Here is a 14,572-nt window from a genome sequence, read left to right as displayed (position 1 = left end):
GACTTTGATGACCTGGCATCCGCATCACAACACGGCGAAAACGTTCGCGTTGCTGGTTGGTATGTCGGCACTGATCGTGTTCGTAGGCAGTTTGTTCGGCAGGGGCGTGATGTTCGTCGCCGTGCTGTTCGCCGTCGGCATGAACGTCTACACCTACTTCAACAGCGACAAACTGGCGCTGCGGGCGATGCACGCGCAGCCGGTGTCCGAACTGCAGGAGCCGGTGATCTATCGGATCGTGCGCGAGCTGGCCACCGCCGCTCACCAGCCGATGCCGCGGCTCTACATCAGCGACACCGCCGCACCCAACGCGTTCGCCACCGGCCGCAACCCGCGCAACGCCGCGGTGTGCTGCACCACCGGGATCCTGAACATCCTCAACGAGCGTGAGCTGCGCGCGGTGCTGGGCCACGAACTGTCGCACGTCTACAACCGCGACATCCTGATCTCGTGTGTGGCCGGCGCGCTGGCGTCGGTGGTCAGCGCCCTGGCCAACATGGCGTTCATCTTCGGGTCGATGAGTGGCAACGATCGTGAAGGCGGCAATCCCTTTGCGCTGCTGCTGGTTTCGTTGCTGGGCCCGATCGCGGCGACGATCGTGAAGTTGGCGGTGTCGCGGTCACGCGAGTATCAGGCCGACGAGTCGGGTGCGATCCTGACCGGTGACCCGTTAGCGCTGGCATCGGCGCTGCGCAAGATCTCCGGCGGTGTGCAGGCCGCGCCGCTGCCGCCCGAGCCGCAGCTGGCCGCGCAGGCGCACCTGATGATCGCCAGCCCGTTCCGCGCCGGCGAGAAGATGGGCGCGTTGTTCTCCACCCACCCGCCGATGGCAGACCGCATCCGTCGTCTCGAAGAGATGGCCGGGCGCTAGTCACACCAGCCCCAGCAGTCCCCGCTCTCGGGTGGTGGTCTTTTTTGGAATTGGGACCATATGCGATATCACCCGTCCCGTCGATATCGAATATCCACAAGCCGAATCCCGGACCCGGCGCCCAGGTGATATCACCACACAGGTGAACCGTTACACCTACCGTGCCGAATGGTCCTCTGAGTACCGCGAATACGTCGGTCGCTGCCTGGAACTGCCGTGGTTGAAGCAGTCGGCGCCGACCCTCCACGAAGCGATCATCGGCGTCGAGCAATCCGTCGACGACTACCTCGCCGAGCGCGAGGGTGGCGACATCCCGCCGCCACTGACCGATCGAAAATTCAGCGGACGGTTCGTCGTCAGGACGTCGCCGATGCTCCACTCGCAGCTCACCGTGGAGGCCGCTGAGCAGAACGTGTCGATGAATCAGTGGGTCGTGCAGAAGCTCGCAGGTCGATCGCCAATTGGCTTGTTCGACTTGTGATATCGCATGTGGTCACGTTTCCAAAAAAGAGTGGGCCCCAAGTCTTGGTGCGTATGTGACCGGTGTGATCAGGCAGTGCACATCAAAAACCCGCGCCGTGCACCTCGTGGCCGGGCGTCTCCGCGGCCAATCCGCGGTAGGCGTCCTCGACGGTCGCGCCGTGGTTGATCACCCCGTCCACCTCGCGCGCGATCGGCATGTTCAGCCCGTACTTGTCGGCGAACTCCATGATCACGCTGGCCGCCTTGACGCCCTCGGCGACCTGGTTCATCGACGAGATGATCTCGTCGATGGTCTTGCCCGAACCCAACTGCTCGCCGACGTGCCGGTTACGGCTGCGCTGGCTGGTGCAGGTGACGATCAGATCGCCCATGCCGGCCAGGCCGGCGAACGTGTCGCGCTGGCCGCCCATCGCCTCGCCCAGCTTCGACATCTCGCGCACCGAGCGGGCGATCACCATCGCGCGGGTGTTCTCGCCGATCCCGAGCGAGTAGCCCATCCCGACCGCGATCGCGTACACGTTCTTCAGCGCGCCGGCCATCTCGACACCCAACACGTCGTCGATCGTGTACACGCGAAAACGCTTGGTGCGGAACAGCTGACCGAGCTGCGCGGCCAGATGCTGGTCCGGCATCGCCAGCACCGCGGCGGCCGCGTAGCCCTCGGCGACCTCGCGGGCGATGTTGGGTCCGGCCAAGATACCGGCCGGGTGGCCGGGCAGCACCTCGTCGACGATCTGCGACATCCGCATGTTGGTGCCCTGCTCGAGACCCTTGACCAGCGACACCACCGGTACCCATGGCCGCAGCTCCGACGCCAGCTCAGTCAGCACCCCGCGGAATCCATGCGACGGGACGCCCATCACCACCACGTCCGCGCATTGCGCGGCCTCGGCGAAGTCGGTGGTGGCGCGCAGGCTTTCGGACAGGACGTGCTCTTCGCCAAGGTATTTGGTGTTGCGGTGGTTCTCGTTGATGTCCTTGGCGGTCTCCTCCGACCGCACCCACTGCAGCGTCGGGCCGCGTCGCGCGCAGATCGATGCGACGGTAGTGCCCCAAGAGCCGCCACCCAGGACGACGACGGTCGGTTCGCGCGTAGCTGCCATTCGGTCAGCGTATTGCGGTCGCCTGATCTTTACCGGCAGTTCGCGAGAACACCATCGCCTCGGTGATCCGGTCGAACCGGTAATCGATCGCGTCGGCGAAGTAGTTCTGCCGAACGTTCCACGGCCGCTTGATCCCCGACTTCGGCAACGCGTGCGGTGCCCGCAGCACGTAGCCGGCCTGGATGTCCCATGCCGGCTTCTCGGGCATAGGCTCGCCCGACAGATGGGGGTAGGCGTGGGTGTAGCCGTGAGTAGCCATGTGGTCCAACAGCTTTGCCGTCGCGCGGGCGGTCATGTCGGCGCGCAGGGTCCACGACGCGTTGGTGTATCCGACACACCAGAACAGATTCGGGACGTCCTCCAGCATGTGGGCCTTGTAGACGAAGCGGTCCTGCGGCTTGACCTCGGCGCCGTCGATCGACACGGTCACCCCGCCCAACGCCTGCAGTTGCAGACCCGTCGCCGTGACGATCACGTCGGCGTCGAGATGCTTACCCGACTTCAAAGCGATTCCGGTGGAATCGAAGTGGTCGATGTGATCGGTTACCACCTCGGCACGGCCGTCGCCGATCGCGACGTAGAGGTCGGCGTCGGGGATCAGGCACAACCGCTGATCCCACGGGTTGTAGCGCGGCTTGAAGTGGGTGTCGACGTCGTACCCCTTGGGCAGATAGTGCAGCGCGATCTGGCGAATCCACCACTTCACGAAGCCCGGTGCCTTGCGGGCCAGGAACCAGATCACGCCTTCCATCAACGCGTTGCTCTGTCGCGCATAGGCATGAGAAATCTTGCGGGGCAGAATTTTTCGTACAAAGTTGGTCGACCCGCTGCTCCTGGCCGCCGAGAACAGGTAGGTCGGTGAGCGCTGCAGCATGGTGACCTTCGACGCCGTTTCGGCTAGCGACGGAATCAGCGACATCGCGGTCGCCCCGCTGCCGATCACCACGATCTTCTTGTCCCGGTAGTCGAGTTCGTCGGGCCAGTACTGGGGGTGCACGATGGTGCCCTCGAACTCGTTGAAGCCGGGGAAGTCCGGGGTGTAGGCCTCGTCGTAGTTGTAGTAGCCGGACCCGAAGAACACGAAGCGGCCGCGGTAGGTCCGTTCGGAGCCGTTCTGGGTGGCGGTGACGGTCCAGGTGTCGGTCGTGGAGTCCCAATCCGCCGAGCGGACGTGGGTGCCGAACTCGATGTGCTGGTCGATCCCGTGCTTGTGCGCGGTCTCCTTCAGGTACTCGCGGATGTCAGCGCCGTCGGCGACGCGTTGCTCCTTGGTCCACGGCTCCCACGGAAAGCACAGCGTGAAGATGCTGCTGTCGGACCGCACGCCCGGATAGCGGAACAGGTCCCAGGTGCCGCCGAGTTGCTCGCGGCGCTCCAGGATGACGTAGCTCGTCCCCGGATTGCGCTCGGTGATGCGGTAGGCCGCGCCGAGCCCCGAGATGCCCGCGCCGATGATGACGACGTCGACGTCGGTCACGCCCATCACGAACCTCGCTTCTACCGCGGCGATGTGGTGCCGATCACGTTACCGGTAGTTGACGAACTGCAGCGCCACCTCCAGGTCGGCACCCTTCAGCAGGGCCTGGACGGCCTGCAGGTCGTCACGGCTCTTGCTGCTGACGCGGACCTCGTCGCCCTGGATCTGGGTCTTGACGCTCTTGGGCCCCTCATCGCGAATCAGCTTGGTGATCTTCTTGGCGTGTTCGCTGGCAATGCCTTCTTTGAGGGTGCCGGTGACCTTGTAGGTCTTGCCGGAGGCCTGCGGTTCGCCGGCGTCGAAGGCCTTGAGGCTGATGTCGCGCCGGATCAGCTTTTCCTTGAACACGTCGAGGGCGGCCTTGACCCGCTCCTCGGTGGAGCTGGTCAGCTCGATCGCTTCGTCGCCCTTCCACGCGATCTTGGTGTCGGTGCCGCGGAAGTCGTATCGGGTGCCGAGTTCCTTTGCGGCCTGGTTGAGGGCGTTGTCGACCTCTTGCCGGTCGAGTTTGCTCACGACGTCAAACGATGAATCCGCCATCGATACGTCTCCTTCCATCGGTGTCGGGCTGTTTGTTATAGGAGTACATCTTCGTTGTAGGCTAGCTACCCGTAATACACCGGCAGATTGCCCGAGCGGCCAATGGGAGCGGACTGTAAATCCGTCGGCTAACGCCTACCCAGGTTCGAATCCTGGATCTGCCACCGAGGTGGTCCCGCAGCGAGAGTTCGCGCTGCGGGACCATTCGTTTCAGGGGCTTTGCGGCGCGACCGGTTGATGCGGGTCAATCTGAAGCCCGGCCTGGAGTGGCGCGGTGTTCAGCAGCGACCACATCCATTCGGCGAGTTGGGTGGTGAATTGCTTGCGGGACATCGGCGCCGGGTCGTTGAGCCAGTGGGTCACCGAGGACTCGACGAAGCCGACGGCCCCGATGCTCAGCGGCACGGCCGAGCGTTCGTCGATCCCGAGCGTGCGGTAGAACCTCGCGATCACCTCCGCGAGATTCGCGGCGACCGCGCGATTGACGTCGTGGATGGCGGCGACGGCGTGGTCGTCGTCGCTGAGCGAGTGGCGGGTCAGGTACTCGTACAAGTTCGGGTGTTCCATCCGCCACCGCAGGTGCATCGACACGGTTCCGGTGACCATTTGCATGGGGCTGATCGGCCCGTCCCAGACCAAAGTCTGCTCGGCGGTGAGCATGTCGCTGGCTCGTCGGGCGATGCTGTGGTGCAGGTCAGCGGCGCCGTCGAAATAGCGGTAGAGCTTGGTGCGGGTCACCCCGACATGGTCGGCTACCTGCTCGGTCGACGCCTGCGGTCCGTAGCGGGCGATCGCCTCGAGCGCGGCCTCGACGAACTCCGCCCGACGCTTCTCACGCTGTCCCGACCAGCGGGCCGCCCGGCCGTCGACGGCCGCCCCGGGCGACACAGTCGAATTCATGCTTTACATGGTACGTCTTGTCCCGCTAATCTCACACGGTACGTGATGTACCGGATATTGGAACCGACGTCCAGGGTGTCAGATGACTTGCAACGTCCCGCTGGTGGTGATCGACGATCACCCGATCGTTCACGCCGGTGTGATGCGCTGGGTCACGGAAGCATCGATCGCAACCGGCACCGTGCCTGCCTACCGCTCGGTGGCCGAATTCCTCGACGAGCGTCAGCGTTGCGCCGGTCCGACGGGGGTGATCGTCTTCGATCCCGAACGGGGTGAGGATCGGCCCGATTACGTTGGCCTGCAACAGCTGTGCGACCTCAAGCATCGAGTCGTCGCCTATTCGCGCATCGCGTCGGCTGAGATCATCCTGAAGTGCCTGGACGTCGGCGCCGCCAACTACATCGTGAAATCCGAAGCGCCACAACATCTCATCGATGCAATCATGTCCGCTCAGCTGGGCATGGAAGCGCGCGGGCCGCTCGCGGCGGCGGCAGTGCGAGCCGGGCAACAATGCGGCCGCCCGGAACTCACCGCGCAGGAGCGGCGGGTCCTCATCGAGTGGCTGCTCACCGACAACAAGGAGTCGGTCAGCAAGAAACTGCACATCGCGCCGAGCACGGTCAGGACCCACCTGCAGCGAATCCGACGGCGCTACAGCGAGATACACCGCTCAGCACCGTCCAAGGCGGCGCTGTTTGCCCGCGCCGTTCAAGACGGCCTGATCGGCATTCACGACGTGTGAACGCTCGCGGTGATGCGGGTTCCGCGTCCCGGGCCGGTGTCGATCGACAGCTTTCCGCCGATCGCTGACATCCGGTCAGTCATATTGGTCAGCCCGGTGCCGATGGTTGCGGGCTCGAACCCCGGCCCGGTGTCGGCGATCGTCACGTTGAGCATCCCGTCGTCGGAGCGGGCGGTGATCGTGACGGCGGCGTCGGGACCACCGTGCTTGGCGGCGTTCTGCAGCGCTTCGCTGCAGCAGAAGTAAAGGGCGGCCTCGATAGGAGCCGGGTAGCGGCCGAGCTCGCGCAGGTCGAGGTGAATCGGGACGGGGGAGTGGGTGGCGACCGACGACAAGGCTTGCGCGAGGCCCCCGCTGACCAGCGACGGCGGGTAGATGCCGTGCGCAAGCCGACGGATCTCGGCGATCGCCGTGTCGAGCAGACAGCCCGCCTCGGCAAGCAGCGGCTGGTGCTGGCCGTCTTCAGCGTTGCGGGCGAGCTGAATCATCACCGCCAGAGCGACGAGGTGTTGCTGGGCCCCGTCGTGCAGGTCGCGTTCCAGGCGGCGCCGTTCCTCGTCGGCGGCGGTGACCAGCCGGCCGCGGGATGCCTCGAGTTCGACGGCTCGCTCGGCGAGCATCTGCTCCGACACCGCCAGCGCAGCCGCATTGTTCCAGGCGATCACCAAGACGTGAAAGGCGTTCAGCGGCAAAGCAATCAGGATGAACGCGTGCTCTATCCAGCTTGGCACGTGCCCGGCTGACTGGGAGAAATGCTGGAAGCGGGCGACCACGGCCAGTGCCAGTACGCAGCCGGCCGTGATCACCGCGAACGTCAGCCCGCGCTGCCACCGGATGTAGGGCTGCGCGAAGACGACCGGCACCAGGGCCAACAGCACGGTCGCCGGCAGCAGGTTCGGTGCCACGAAGGTGATGACCAAGGCGGCGATCCAGTTGCCGATGCACGCCAACGTGATTGCCGTGCGCTGCCGTCCGCGTCGGGCCAGCGGCAGCGCGACCGCCAGCACCACGCACTGCCCGGCGCATACCGCGGCGATGCCCAGAAACCATCCCGATCGCAGCACGTACAGGTACTCCCACATCGGCAGCACCACGCCGGCGCCGAAGTACAGTGCCAGGTGGCCCGCGAGGAAGAGCTGGAAGCGTTCGACCATGAAGCGGTGAATCAGGTCGTGACCGAGCACAGGCGACGACCGGACCGCCGCGCGTAACAGCACTTTCGGCACCTGCCAGTAAGGCACCGATTCGGTTGCGGTCGTGGGGTTCAGCGGGTTGCTCGCCATATTCGGGTCAGCAGTTCGGGGCTGAGGTCTTCCTTGTGTCGATACGCCGCGGCGCCGCAATTCGCCACTTCCGGGGGGAGGTCCTCGACGTCGTAGGTCGACGTCAACAGCACGACCAAGTCGGGATGTGCGGCGCGGATTCGCCGGGTGGCTTCGATGCCACCCATCCCCGGCATGTGGATGTCCATCACCACGATCCCGGCGCTCCCGTTGGGAATGAGTTCGATTGCGGATTCCCCGGTTTCGCAATCTCCGCCCATTGCGAAATCCTTCGTGGCGGCGACGGTGGCGGCGGTGGCGCGGCGGAAACTGGCCTGATCGTCGACAACCCATACCAGCACCCGTTCGTCCGCCATCTCCCCATGATGCGGCGCGAACAAGGGCCGACCAATGGTGTACACACCACTGTTTTCACGATGCGCACAGCACGTCGCGTTTCGTCGAGCTGTTCTCGTCGAGGAACATCAGCACCGCCCTGACCCGCCGGTCGACCGAGTCGTCCCCGGTCAATCCGAGTTTGGCGAAGATCGAGTTGATGTGCTTCTCCACGGCCCGCTGAGTCAGCACGAGCCGATCCGCCACCGTGCGGTTGCTGAGCCCGGAAGCCAGTTCCGCAAGCACCTCGCGTTCCCTAGGCGTCAACCGGCTCAGCGCCGCGGCCGAGCTCGGCCGGGCCAGCAGCGCCTCGACCACCAGCGGATCTAGCACCGTTCCCCCCGCAGCGACTTGGTGGACTGCCTCGCTGAGCTGGTCGAAGTGAGAGACGCGCTCCTTCAACAGGTAGCCCCGGGCCGCCGTGCCGCCGCCGAGCAATCCCGTCACGTAGGCGGGATCCACGTATTGCGACAACACGATCACCCCGATATCCGGATGCGCCGACCGCATCCACTGAGCCAGGCGGACGCCTTCATCGGTGGACGTCGGCGGCATGCGTACGTCGGTGAAAAGCAGTGTGGGACGGTGCGTGTCGATGAGGTCGACCGCGGAGTCGTAATCCTCGGCAATGCCAATGACTTCCACGTCAGAATCAGTGGATAGGGCGCGGTGCACGCTATCTCGCACTAAAAGGCTGTCTTCGGCGATGACGACCGAAATTGGACCACTCACCGTGTTGCCGTCCTTCCTTGATCGTCAGGGTGTCAAACAGTTATTGCAGGTAGAAGCGGTGAATCTGGATAGGCGAAACTATTCGCGCGTTTGCCGCGGGGGGCTAGAGTAGCCGACTACCTGATTTCGGGACGCGGCCGCGAAGCGGTGTGGATGCCCGCACTTGCGCAATTGACGCTGGCACCCGGGGGTACACACCACCACAGTTGTGGTGCGTGCTTTCTGTTCGCCAACCCCTCGTCGGATGAGACTCGTTGCTTATCCGAGCAGGTTCGTCTCAAGCGGGCCGCAGACACGAGGAGGCGAAATGTTCGCATCAACGACGGCATCCGCAATACCGAGCGATGTCATTCACGACACTGTCGAGACCCCGGAAAAGGTCAGCGCCTCTTCGGCGCCGGTCCTGATCACCGAGCAGGAAGTGCTGTTCGGAACGCGGGTCGCCGCATCGTCGCCAAGGGCGTCGATCACCCGCCGGATGTTCGATGCGGTAATGGAGGCGACGCGCTCACTGCATCTGCCGCCACCACATCCGCACTACCCGGTGGACATGGGATACCTGGAGCGGTCGCGGATGGCCCGCGAAATGGAGCGGCTGTGAGCGCTTTTCAGTACGACTGGGCGGGCTCGCCCCGACTCGACGCTCTGATGCGCGAGCTCGGGGCGAGCCTGCTAAGCCATCACCGAATTGGACGCTGCCCAGTCCGTGGAGACCTTGCGGTGCCTGATTTTCCAGACGTCCCCGTCGGGAACCAGGGTGTCGCGGTAGCGCCCGACGTGGTCGAGACCGATATGGGTGACGACGCTGAAGTAGCACGACACCTGCGCCTGGTCCGGGGTCACGTCGTGGAACAGCACGTTGGCGACGTTGTGCCGGACGATCAGCCTCACGTCGGACCTGCCAGCGACATTGCCTGTGACGCCGCCGAGAAAGGCCAGGATCGCGGCGCGCCCGTTCAGGGGCTCGAAGCCGCGAATCTCTAAAACGCCGTCCGCGCAGAAGGTTTCGGTGAGCTCGTCGAGCCGCCCGCCGTCCCCCGACCAGTTGTAGCGCGCGAGGGTGTCACGGATTCGCTCACGCGCGATCAGTTCCCAGATCTCCATGACGATCCGCCTCAGGATGGCTGCATCGTGTGCTGGTGAACAAACGCCAATGCATCCGGCGGAAACAGCTCCCGCGGAAGCGATGTCGTGCCCACCAGGCGTCGGGTCTGGATGAGCACCGCCGGCCCGATCACACGCGGTGGGCGTAGCGCCGCGTAATCGAACACCACGGTGCTGATCGGCGTGACGATCAGCAGCTCGTTGGTGCCGAACCCGGTCGCCCACACCGATCCCGGCGCCATCATCGCCGCTTGGGCCATGCTTCGTCGCCACAGGGAAAGTATCAGCAACAGCGGAAACAGCAGCGCGACGAATACCCAGGTGATGTTGTGGGACGGGTCGAGCGCTGCCGCGACGATAAGCAGTGTCAGGCACACCGCCCAGATGATCCCGAGCCGAAGCAGCCCCGGGGTATGGAGCATGGTGCCGCGGTATAACCGCCGGCCGTCGCCGGGTTGGGCGACCCACACGTGGTGAATCGGCGGGATCGGACGTTGCGGCAATTGCGGGTAGCCCACGTCAGAACCATAACCCGGCGTTTACTCGGGGCGGAGCGTCAACCCGGCGCCACCATTACGCGACGGACGGCCAGTGTTTGTTTGCTGGTCACCGGCCAGCGGGCTGTGTCTGCGAACCTTGACCCCACGCACCACGAAGGGGCCAGGAATGACTGAACATTTGCGCGCGTACAACAGCCTGTGGCAAGTCCGCAGCGACTCCTGGTGCCGGTTGGAGGAGGCCGCCGATCGGCTGACCCGCCCCGACACAGCCGGGGAGCTCAAGGAGAAGTGCATCGCGTCGTGCCAGGAATTGCTGGGCCGACTGAGTTCACTCGAGCCGTATTGGGCGTACCCCGGTTCCCCCCAATTCGCCCGCGTGCAAAGGCTTTTCACCGCAGGCAACTATGACAAGTTCTGCCAGCTGGTCGCGCGGATCAACCGGGCACTGAGCCAGGAGTCGTACCGCACGGGCGATGTCGAGAACGCCGGCGCCGACGAGCTGGACATGTTCCCGTCCGATCCACGGCAGCTGGAGGGCCAGACCGAGGCGGAGCGCGACCGCCCGTACTTCGAGGTGCTCGTCGTCGAGAAGATGACCGAGGCCCAGGAGCGCGCGCTGCGCAACGAGGTCCGCAAGTGGCGCCGCCCCGACGACGAATTCGTCTACGAACTGGTCGTGGTCGCCAGTGGCGACGAGGCGCTGATCGCGGCGCGGCTCAACGTCAATCTGCAAGCGGTCGTCATTCGGCGGCGCTTCTCGCACCAATCCACGCGCGACCTGTCGTCGCTGTCGGAGTTCGTCGACACCGGGGTGTCCAACGAGCTGGCCGACCACTACTCGCCCGAAGAACGCGCGCAGATCCTCGCGACGTCGCTGTCGAAGCTGAGGCCCGAACTCGACCTCTATCTGATGACCGAGATCGAGGTCGAGGACATCGCCGGCCGGCTGGGCCAGTACTTCCGCCGCGTGTTCCATGCCCGCGAAGGCATGTTGGAACTGCACCTGTCGATCCTGCACGGCGTCGCCGCGCGGTACCGCACCCCGTTCTTCAGCGCGCTCAAGCAGTACAGCCACCGGCCCACCGGCGTGTTCCACGCGCTGCCGATCTCGCAGGGCAAGTCGATCGTCAACTCGCACTGGATCAAAGACATGGTCGGCTTCTACGGCCTGGAAGTGTTCATGGCCGAGACGTCGGCGACCTGTGGTGGTCTGGACTCGCTGCTGGAGCCGACCGGCCCGCTGCGGGAATCCCAGCAGCTGGCGGCGAAAGCCTATGGTTCGCGGCACACCTACTTCGTCACCAACGGCACGTCGACGGCCAACAAGATCATCACCCAGGCGGTGGTGGCCCCCGGCGACATCGTGCTGCTTGACCGCAACTGCCACCAATCGCACCACTACGGGATGATGATGGCCGGCGCGAATGTCGTGTACCTCGAGGCCTATCCGCTCAACGACTACTCGATGTACGGCGCGGTGCCGCTGCGCGAGATCAAGTCAAAGCTGTTGGCGCTCAAACGCGCTGGCAAGCTGGACCGTGTCAAGATGATGTCGCTGACCAACTGCACCTTCGACGGGATCGTCTACGACGTCGAGCGGGTGATGGAAGAATGCCTCGCGATCAAGCCCGATCTGGTGTTCCTGTGGGACGAGGCGTGGTTCGCATTCGCCCGGTTCCACCCGGTCTATCGCACCCGCACCGCGATGGCGTCCGCGGCGGCGGTGCGCGAGCGGCTGCACAGCCCGGAGTACCGGGCCGAGTACGAGAAGTACCTGGCCGCGCAAACCGCCGAAAAGCCCAGCGACGACGACCTTGTGAACCGTCGGCTGATGCCGGACCCGGCGCGCGCCCGGGTGCGGGTGTACGCCTCGCAGTCCACCCACAAGACGTTGACCTCGCTGCGGCAGGGGTCGATGATCCACGTCTACGACCAGGACTTCGACCAGAAGGTCGCGGTGTCGTTCCACGAGGCCTACATGGCGCACACATCGACCTCGCCCAACTACCAGATCTTGGCGTCGCTGGACCTGGGCCGCCGTCAGGTGGCGCTCGAAGGTGCCGAATTGGTGCAGCGGCAGATCGAGAACGCCATGCAGCTACGCGACGCGATCGACAACCACCCACTGCTGAGCAAGTACATGAATTGCCTCGGCACAGCGCACCTTATCCCGACTGAGTACCGCCCGACGGCCATCGACCAACCGCTGCGTTCTGGCCTGCGCAACATGATGGCGGCCTGGCACGACGACGAGTTTGTGCTCGACCCTTCGCGAATCACGTTGTCCATCGGGCGAACCGGATATGACGGCGACACGTTCAAGCGTGAGCAGCTGATGGACCGCTACGGCATCCAGATCAACAAGACCTCACGCAACAGCGTGCTGTTCATGACCAATATCGGCACCACCCGCAGCTCGGTGGCGTTCCTGGTCGAGGTGTTGGTCAGCATCGCCACCGAACTCGACCAGGCCATCTCGGAGATGAGCCTGGGTGAGCGCGAGCACTTCGAGCAGGCGGTCTGGGGGCTGACCGAACGTCCGGTGCCGCTGTGCGACTTCAGCGGATTCCACCCGGCGTTCCGCGATCACAGCGGTTCAGAGCCGACGCCCGAGGGTGACGTCCGGCGGGCCTTCTACCTGTCATACGACGACACCAACTGCGAGTACCTGATGGGCGACCAGATCGAAGAAAAGCTCAATGCCGGAATCGATGTCGTGTCGGCCACCTACGTGACGCCTTACCCGCCGGGCTTCCCGGTGCTGGTGCCCGGTCAGGTGTTCAGCCGCGAGATCCTGCAGTTCATGCGTGATCTGGACACCAAGGAGATCCACGGCTACGAGCCGAACTTCGGCTACCGGGTGTACACCGAGAAGGCCATCGAAGGGGTAGCCGCCGCGGCGGGTGTGCCGACCAACGGCCACGCCACGGTCGACTCGTCCAAGGCTTCGAAGAAGAAGCCGACCAAGCGTTCTGGCAACGGCAACGGCCACGACGTGCCCGAGGTCGGCCAGGACGAGTTGCTCGGCGAGCGGCAGCCCGGCGACGCGGTGACCGCCGACTAGCCGTCGAACGGTTCGCCGTCGAAGCGTTCCCGGGTGGCCAACTCGGCGACGCCGGCACGCCGCAGCTTGGTCAGCTGCTTGACCGGCTTGCCCAGCGGCAGGAGCGCCGCGAGCGCGTAAGTCTCTGGGATGCCCAGTAATTCGCGTACGCGCGGCTCCTCGGCCACCGCCATCGTCGAGATGGTGCCGCCGAAGCCCTCGTTGCGCGCGGCCAGCAGGATGTTCCACACCAACGGGTAGACCGACCCGCCGCTGATCACGCCGATCCGGTCCAGGCGTTGATCCATCGCGGCGACCACCTCCAAGTTGACGCAGACCGCCAGCACCACCGCGGCGTCGAGAAGCGGCGCCGTGAATTGAGCCGGGACGTCGGTTGATGCGATCTGCTCGGCTGTCGGGCCGGGCTCATGTAGTGGGTTCCACGGACTTTCGCCGTTGGCGATCTGCGCCGCGTATCGCCGCGCACCGGTCATCGACAGCTCGGCAAGCTGTTGCCGGGTCGCCGCATCACGGATCACGATGACGTGCGCGCCCTGCCGGTTGCCGCCGCTGGGCGCGAAGCGGGCATTGTCGAGGATTCGCTCGAGTACGTCGTCGGGCAATGGGTCGCCGGTGAATTCGCGTGCAGCGAACGTGGTGCGCATGACGTCGTAGATGTCCACCAACCCATAGTGCGCCTACAGTCCATGACGTGAGCACTCGCGTAGACGCCCGCCGCCACGACGTCGCATTCAGCGTCCTGGGCGGCCCCACGACCGTCGTCGACCTCGGCGGCCGACGGTTCCTGATCGACCCGACGTTCGACGAGCCCGGCCCGCACGACTACCTCAAGAAGATGGTCGGGCCGGCGATACCCGCCGACGCGCTCGGGCCCATCGATGCGGTGTTGGTCAGCCACGACAACCACCCGGACAACTTCGACGACGAGGGGCGGCGGGTGGCGCTGGCCGCCCCACTGGTGCTGACCAACCCGGGCGCCGCTGGCCGGCTCGGGCCACCGGCCGTGGGGCTCAAGCCGTTCGAAACCTTCCAGCTTCCCGCCGAGGGTGGTGCCAAAGCGATTACGGTACAAGCGGTTCCGGCCGTACACGGACCGGCCGACGGGGTTCGCGATGACGGCGGGCACGTCAACTGCGAGGTGACGGGATTCGTGCTGTCGGGTGTGGGCCTGCCGACGGTGTATCTCAGTGGCGACAACGCTTCGGTCGCGGCCGTGCGCGAGATCGCCGACCGGGTGGGCAGCGTCGATGTGGCGGTGATCTTCGCCGGCGCGGCTCGGGTCCCGGCCAAGGAGCGGGGCCGCCCGCTGACGATGACGGGCCAGCGGACGGCCGCCGCCGCCGAAGTGCTGGGCGCCCGGCTCGTCATTCCGGCCCATGTCGACGGGTGGGCACATTT

At 65.2% G+C, this 14,572-nt stretch carries 16 protein-coding genes and 1 tRNA gene; 7 read left to right on the top strand and 10 right to left on the bottom strand.

Features of this window, described 5'->3' with window-relative positions; all coding sequences use genetic code 11:
- Nucleotides 1–7: 7 nt before the first annotated feature.
- Together htpX and A5658_RS01315 are read left to right on the top strand one after the other, a co-directional pair.
- Complete coding sequence (htpX, locus tag A5658_RS01320) at nucleotides 8–871, top strand: zinc metalloprotease HtpX (RefSeq protein ID WP_067330078.1); 864 nt, start codon at nucleotides 8–10, stop codon at nucleotides 869–871.
- Between the two features lie 142 nt (nucleotides 872–1,013).
- Nucleotides 1,014–1,352, top strand: a complete 339-nt coding sequence (locus A5658_RS01315) for a type II toxin-antitoxin system HicB family antitoxin (protein WP_067330075.1) — start codon at nucleotides 1,014–1,016, stop codon at nucleotides 1,350–1,352.
- A gap of 82 nt (nucleotides 1,353–1,434) precedes the next feature.
- On the opposite strand, the gene A5658_RS01310 is transcribed toward A5658_RS01315, so the two are convergent.
- The 3 genes from A5658_RS01310 to A5658_RS01300 are packed head-to-tail and all read right to left on the bottom strand — an operon-like array spanning nucleotide 1,435 to nucleotide 4,474.
- On the bottom strand, nucleotides 1,435–2,457 hold the full coding sequence (locus tag A5658_RS01310) for an NAD(P)H-dependent glycerol-3-phosphate dehydrogenase (RefSeq protein WP_067330072.1): 1,023 nt from the start codon (nucleotides 2,455–2,457) through the stop codon (nucleotides 1,435–1,437).
- A 4-nt stretch (nucleotides 2,458–2,461) separates the two neighbouring features.
- Complete coding sequence (locus A5658_RS01305; protein ID WP_067330069.1) at nucleotides 2,462–3,940, bottom strand: NAD(P)/FAD-dependent oxidoreductase; 1,479 nt, start codon at nucleotides 3,938–3,940, stop codon at nucleotides 2,462–2,464.
- Nucleotides 3,941–3,982: 42 nt separating this feature from the next.
- A complete protein-coding gene (locus tag A5658_RS01300; protein WP_067330255.1) occupies nucleotides 3,983–4,474 on the bottom strand; it encodes a YajQ family cyclic di-GMP-binding protein in 492 nt (163 codons plus the stop codon).
- 81 nt (nucleotides 4,475–4,555) lie between these two features.
- Between A5658_RS01300 and A5658_RS01295 the strand changes: the two genes are divergently transcribed.
- Nucleotides 4,556–4,638, top strand: a tRNA-Tyr gene (locus A5658_RS01295).
- A gap of 46 nt (nucleotides 4,639–4,684) precedes the next feature.
- On the opposite strand, the gene A5658_RS01290 is transcribed toward A5658_RS01295, so the two are convergent.
- The gene (locus A5658_RS01290) at nucleotides 4,685–5,374 is read right to left on the bottom strand and encodes a TetR/AcrR family transcriptional regulator (protein WP_067330066.1); all 690 of its coding nucleotides are present in this window, start codon (nucleotides 5,372–5,374) and stop codon (nucleotides 4,685–4,687) included.
- Nucleotides 5,375–5,456: 82 nt separating this feature from the next.
- Between A5658_RS01290 and A5658_RS01285 the strand changes: the two genes are divergently transcribed.
- Nucleotides 5,457–6,116 carry a response regulator transcription factor gene (locus tag A5658_RS01285; RefSeq protein ID WP_067330063.1) on the top strand — a complete coding sequence of 220 codons (660 nt, stop codon included), beginning with the start codon at nucleotides 5,457–5,459 and terminating at the stop codon, nucleotides 6,114–6,116.
- Here A5658_RS01285 and A5658_RS01280 read toward each other — a convergent pair.
- From A5658_RS01280 to A5658_RS01270, 3 genes are read right to left on the bottom strand one after another with little or no spacing between them, the layout of a single operon-like run.
- Nucleotides 6,104–7,399 (bottom strand): sensor histidine kinase, encoded by a 1,296-nt coding sequence (locus A5658_RS01280; protein ID WP_067330060.1) that lies wholly within the window; start codon nucleotides 7,397–7,399, stop codon nucleotides 6,104–6,106. The genes A5658_RS01285 and A5658_RS01280 overlap by 13 nt on opposite strands.
- Nucleotides 7,381–7,755: a response regulator transcription factor gene (locus A5658_RS01275; RefSeq protein ID WP_082992863.1), complete on the bottom strand. Its 375-nt coding sequence runs from the start codon at nucleotides 7,753–7,755 to the stop codon at nucleotides 7,381–7,383. Before A5658_RS01275 ends, A5658_RS01280 begins: the two co-directional genes overlap by 19 nt.
- Before the next feature lie 55 nt (nucleotides 7,756–7,810).
- On the bottom strand, nucleotides 7,811–8,506 hold the full coding sequence (locus tag A5658_RS01270; protein WP_067330053.1) for a response regulator transcription factor: 696 nt from the start codon (nucleotides 8,504–8,506) through the stop codon (nucleotides 7,811–7,813).
- A 307-nt stretch (nucleotides 8,507–8,813) separates the two neighbouring features.
- Here A5658_RS01270 and A5658_RS01265 point away from each other — a divergent pair, with 307 nt between their 5' ends.
- Nucleotides 8,814–9,107, top strand: a complete 294-nt coding sequence (locus A5658_RS01265) for a hypothetical protein (protein WP_067330050.1) — start codon at nucleotides 8,814–8,816, stop codon at nucleotides 9,105–9,107.
- 71 nt (nucleotides 9,108–9,178) lie between these two features.
- Here A5658_RS01265 and A5658_RS01260 read toward each other — a convergent pair whose 3' ends face one another.
- Nucleotides 9,179–9,610, bottom strand: coding sequence for a nuclear transport factor 2 family protein (locus tag A5658_RS01260; protein ID WP_067330047.1), 432 nt, complete (start codon nucleotides 9,608–9,610; stop codon nucleotides 9,179–9,181).
- Between the two features lie 11 nt (nucleotides 9,611–9,621).
- Nucleotides 9,622–10,128, bottom strand: coding sequence for a hypothetical protein (locus tag A5658_RS01255; RefSeq protein WP_067330043.1), 507 nt, complete (start codon nucleotides 10,126–10,128; stop codon nucleotides 9,622–9,624).
- Nucleotides 10,129–10,276: 148 nt separating this feature from the next.
- Here A5658_RS01255 and A5658_RS01250 point away from each other — a divergent pair, with 148 nt between their 5' ends.
- Complete coding sequence (locus A5658_RS01250) at nucleotides 10,277–13,174, top strand: aminotransferase class I/II-fold pyridoxal phosphate-dependent enzyme (protein WP_067330040.1); 2,898 nt, start codon at nucleotides 10,277–10,279, stop codon at nucleotides 13,172–13,174.
- On the opposite strand, the gene A5658_RS01245 is transcribed toward A5658_RS01250, so the two are convergent.
- Nucleotides 13,171–13,836, bottom strand: coding sequence for a nitroreductase family protein (locus A5658_RS01245; protein WP_067330037.1), 666 nt, complete (start codon nucleotides 13,834–13,836; stop codon nucleotides 13,171–13,173). The two genes, A5658_RS01250 and A5658_RS01245, sit on opposite strands and share 4 nt — an antisense overlap.
- A 29-nt stretch (nucleotides 13,837–13,865) precedes the next feature.
- Here A5658_RS01245 and A5658_RS01240 point away from each other — a divergent pair.
- On the top strand, nucleotides 13,866–14,572 hold a 707-nt coding region (locus A5658_RS01240; RefSeq protein WP_067330034.1), incomplete at its 3' end, for an MBL fold metallo-hydrolase.

Origin of the sequence: Mycobacterium sp. 1245111.1 (assembly GCF_001673405.1) — a bacterium.
Classification (GTDB): Bacteria; Actinomycetota; Actinomycetes; order Mycobacteriales; family Mycobacteriaceae; genus Mycobacterium.
Note: the sequence above shows the minus strand (reverse complement) of the source record. Positions and strands in the feature narration are given on the sequence as shown.

Excerpts from the sequence above, each read along its gene's own strand:
- htpX (WP_067330078.1), top strand. The coding sequence starts at position 8 with ATGACCTGGCATCCGCATCACAACACGGCGAAAACGTTCGCGTTGCTG.
- A5658_RS01310 (WP_067330072.1), bottom strand. The coding sequence starts at position 2,457 with ATGGCAGCTACGCGCGAACCGACCGTCGTCGTCCTGGGTGGCGGCTCT.
- A5658_RS01305 (WP_067330069.1), bottom strand. The coding sequence starts at position 3,940 with ATGGGCGTGACCGACGTCGACGTCGTCATCATCGGCGCGGGCATCTCG.
- A5658_RS01300 (WP_067330255.1), bottom strand. The coding sequence starts at position 4,474 with ATGGCGGATTCATCGTTTGACGTCGTGAGCAAACTCGACCGGCAAGAG.
- A5658_RS01290 (WP_067330066.1), bottom strand. The coding sequence starts at position 5,374 with ATGAATTCGACTGTGTCGCCCGGGGCGGCCGTCGACGGCCGGGCGGCC.
- A5658_RS01285 (WP_067330063.1), top strand. The coding sequence starts at position 5,457 with ATGACTTGCAACGTCCCGCTGGTGGTGATCGACGATCACCCGATCGTT.
- A5658_RS01280 (WP_067330060.1), bottom strand. The coding sequence starts at position 7,399 with ATGGCGAGCAACCCGCTGAACCCCACGACCGCAACCGAATCGGTGCCT.
- A5658_RS01275 (WP_082992863.1), bottom strand. The coding sequence starts at position 7,755 with ATGGCGGACGAACGGGTGCTGGTATGGGTTGTCGACGATCAGGCCAGT.
- A5658_RS01265 (WP_067330050.1), top strand. The coding sequence starts at position 8,814 with ATGTTCGCATCAACGACGGCATCCGCAATACCGAGCGATGTCATTCAC.
- A5658_RS01260 (WP_067330047.1), bottom strand. The coding sequence starts at position 9,610 with ATGGAGATCTGGGAACTGATCGCGCGTGAGCGAATCCGTGACACCCTC.
- A5658_RS01250 (WP_067330040.1), top strand. The coding sequence starts at position 10,277 with ATGACTGAACATTTGCGCGCGTACAACAGCCTGTGGCAAGTCCGCAGC.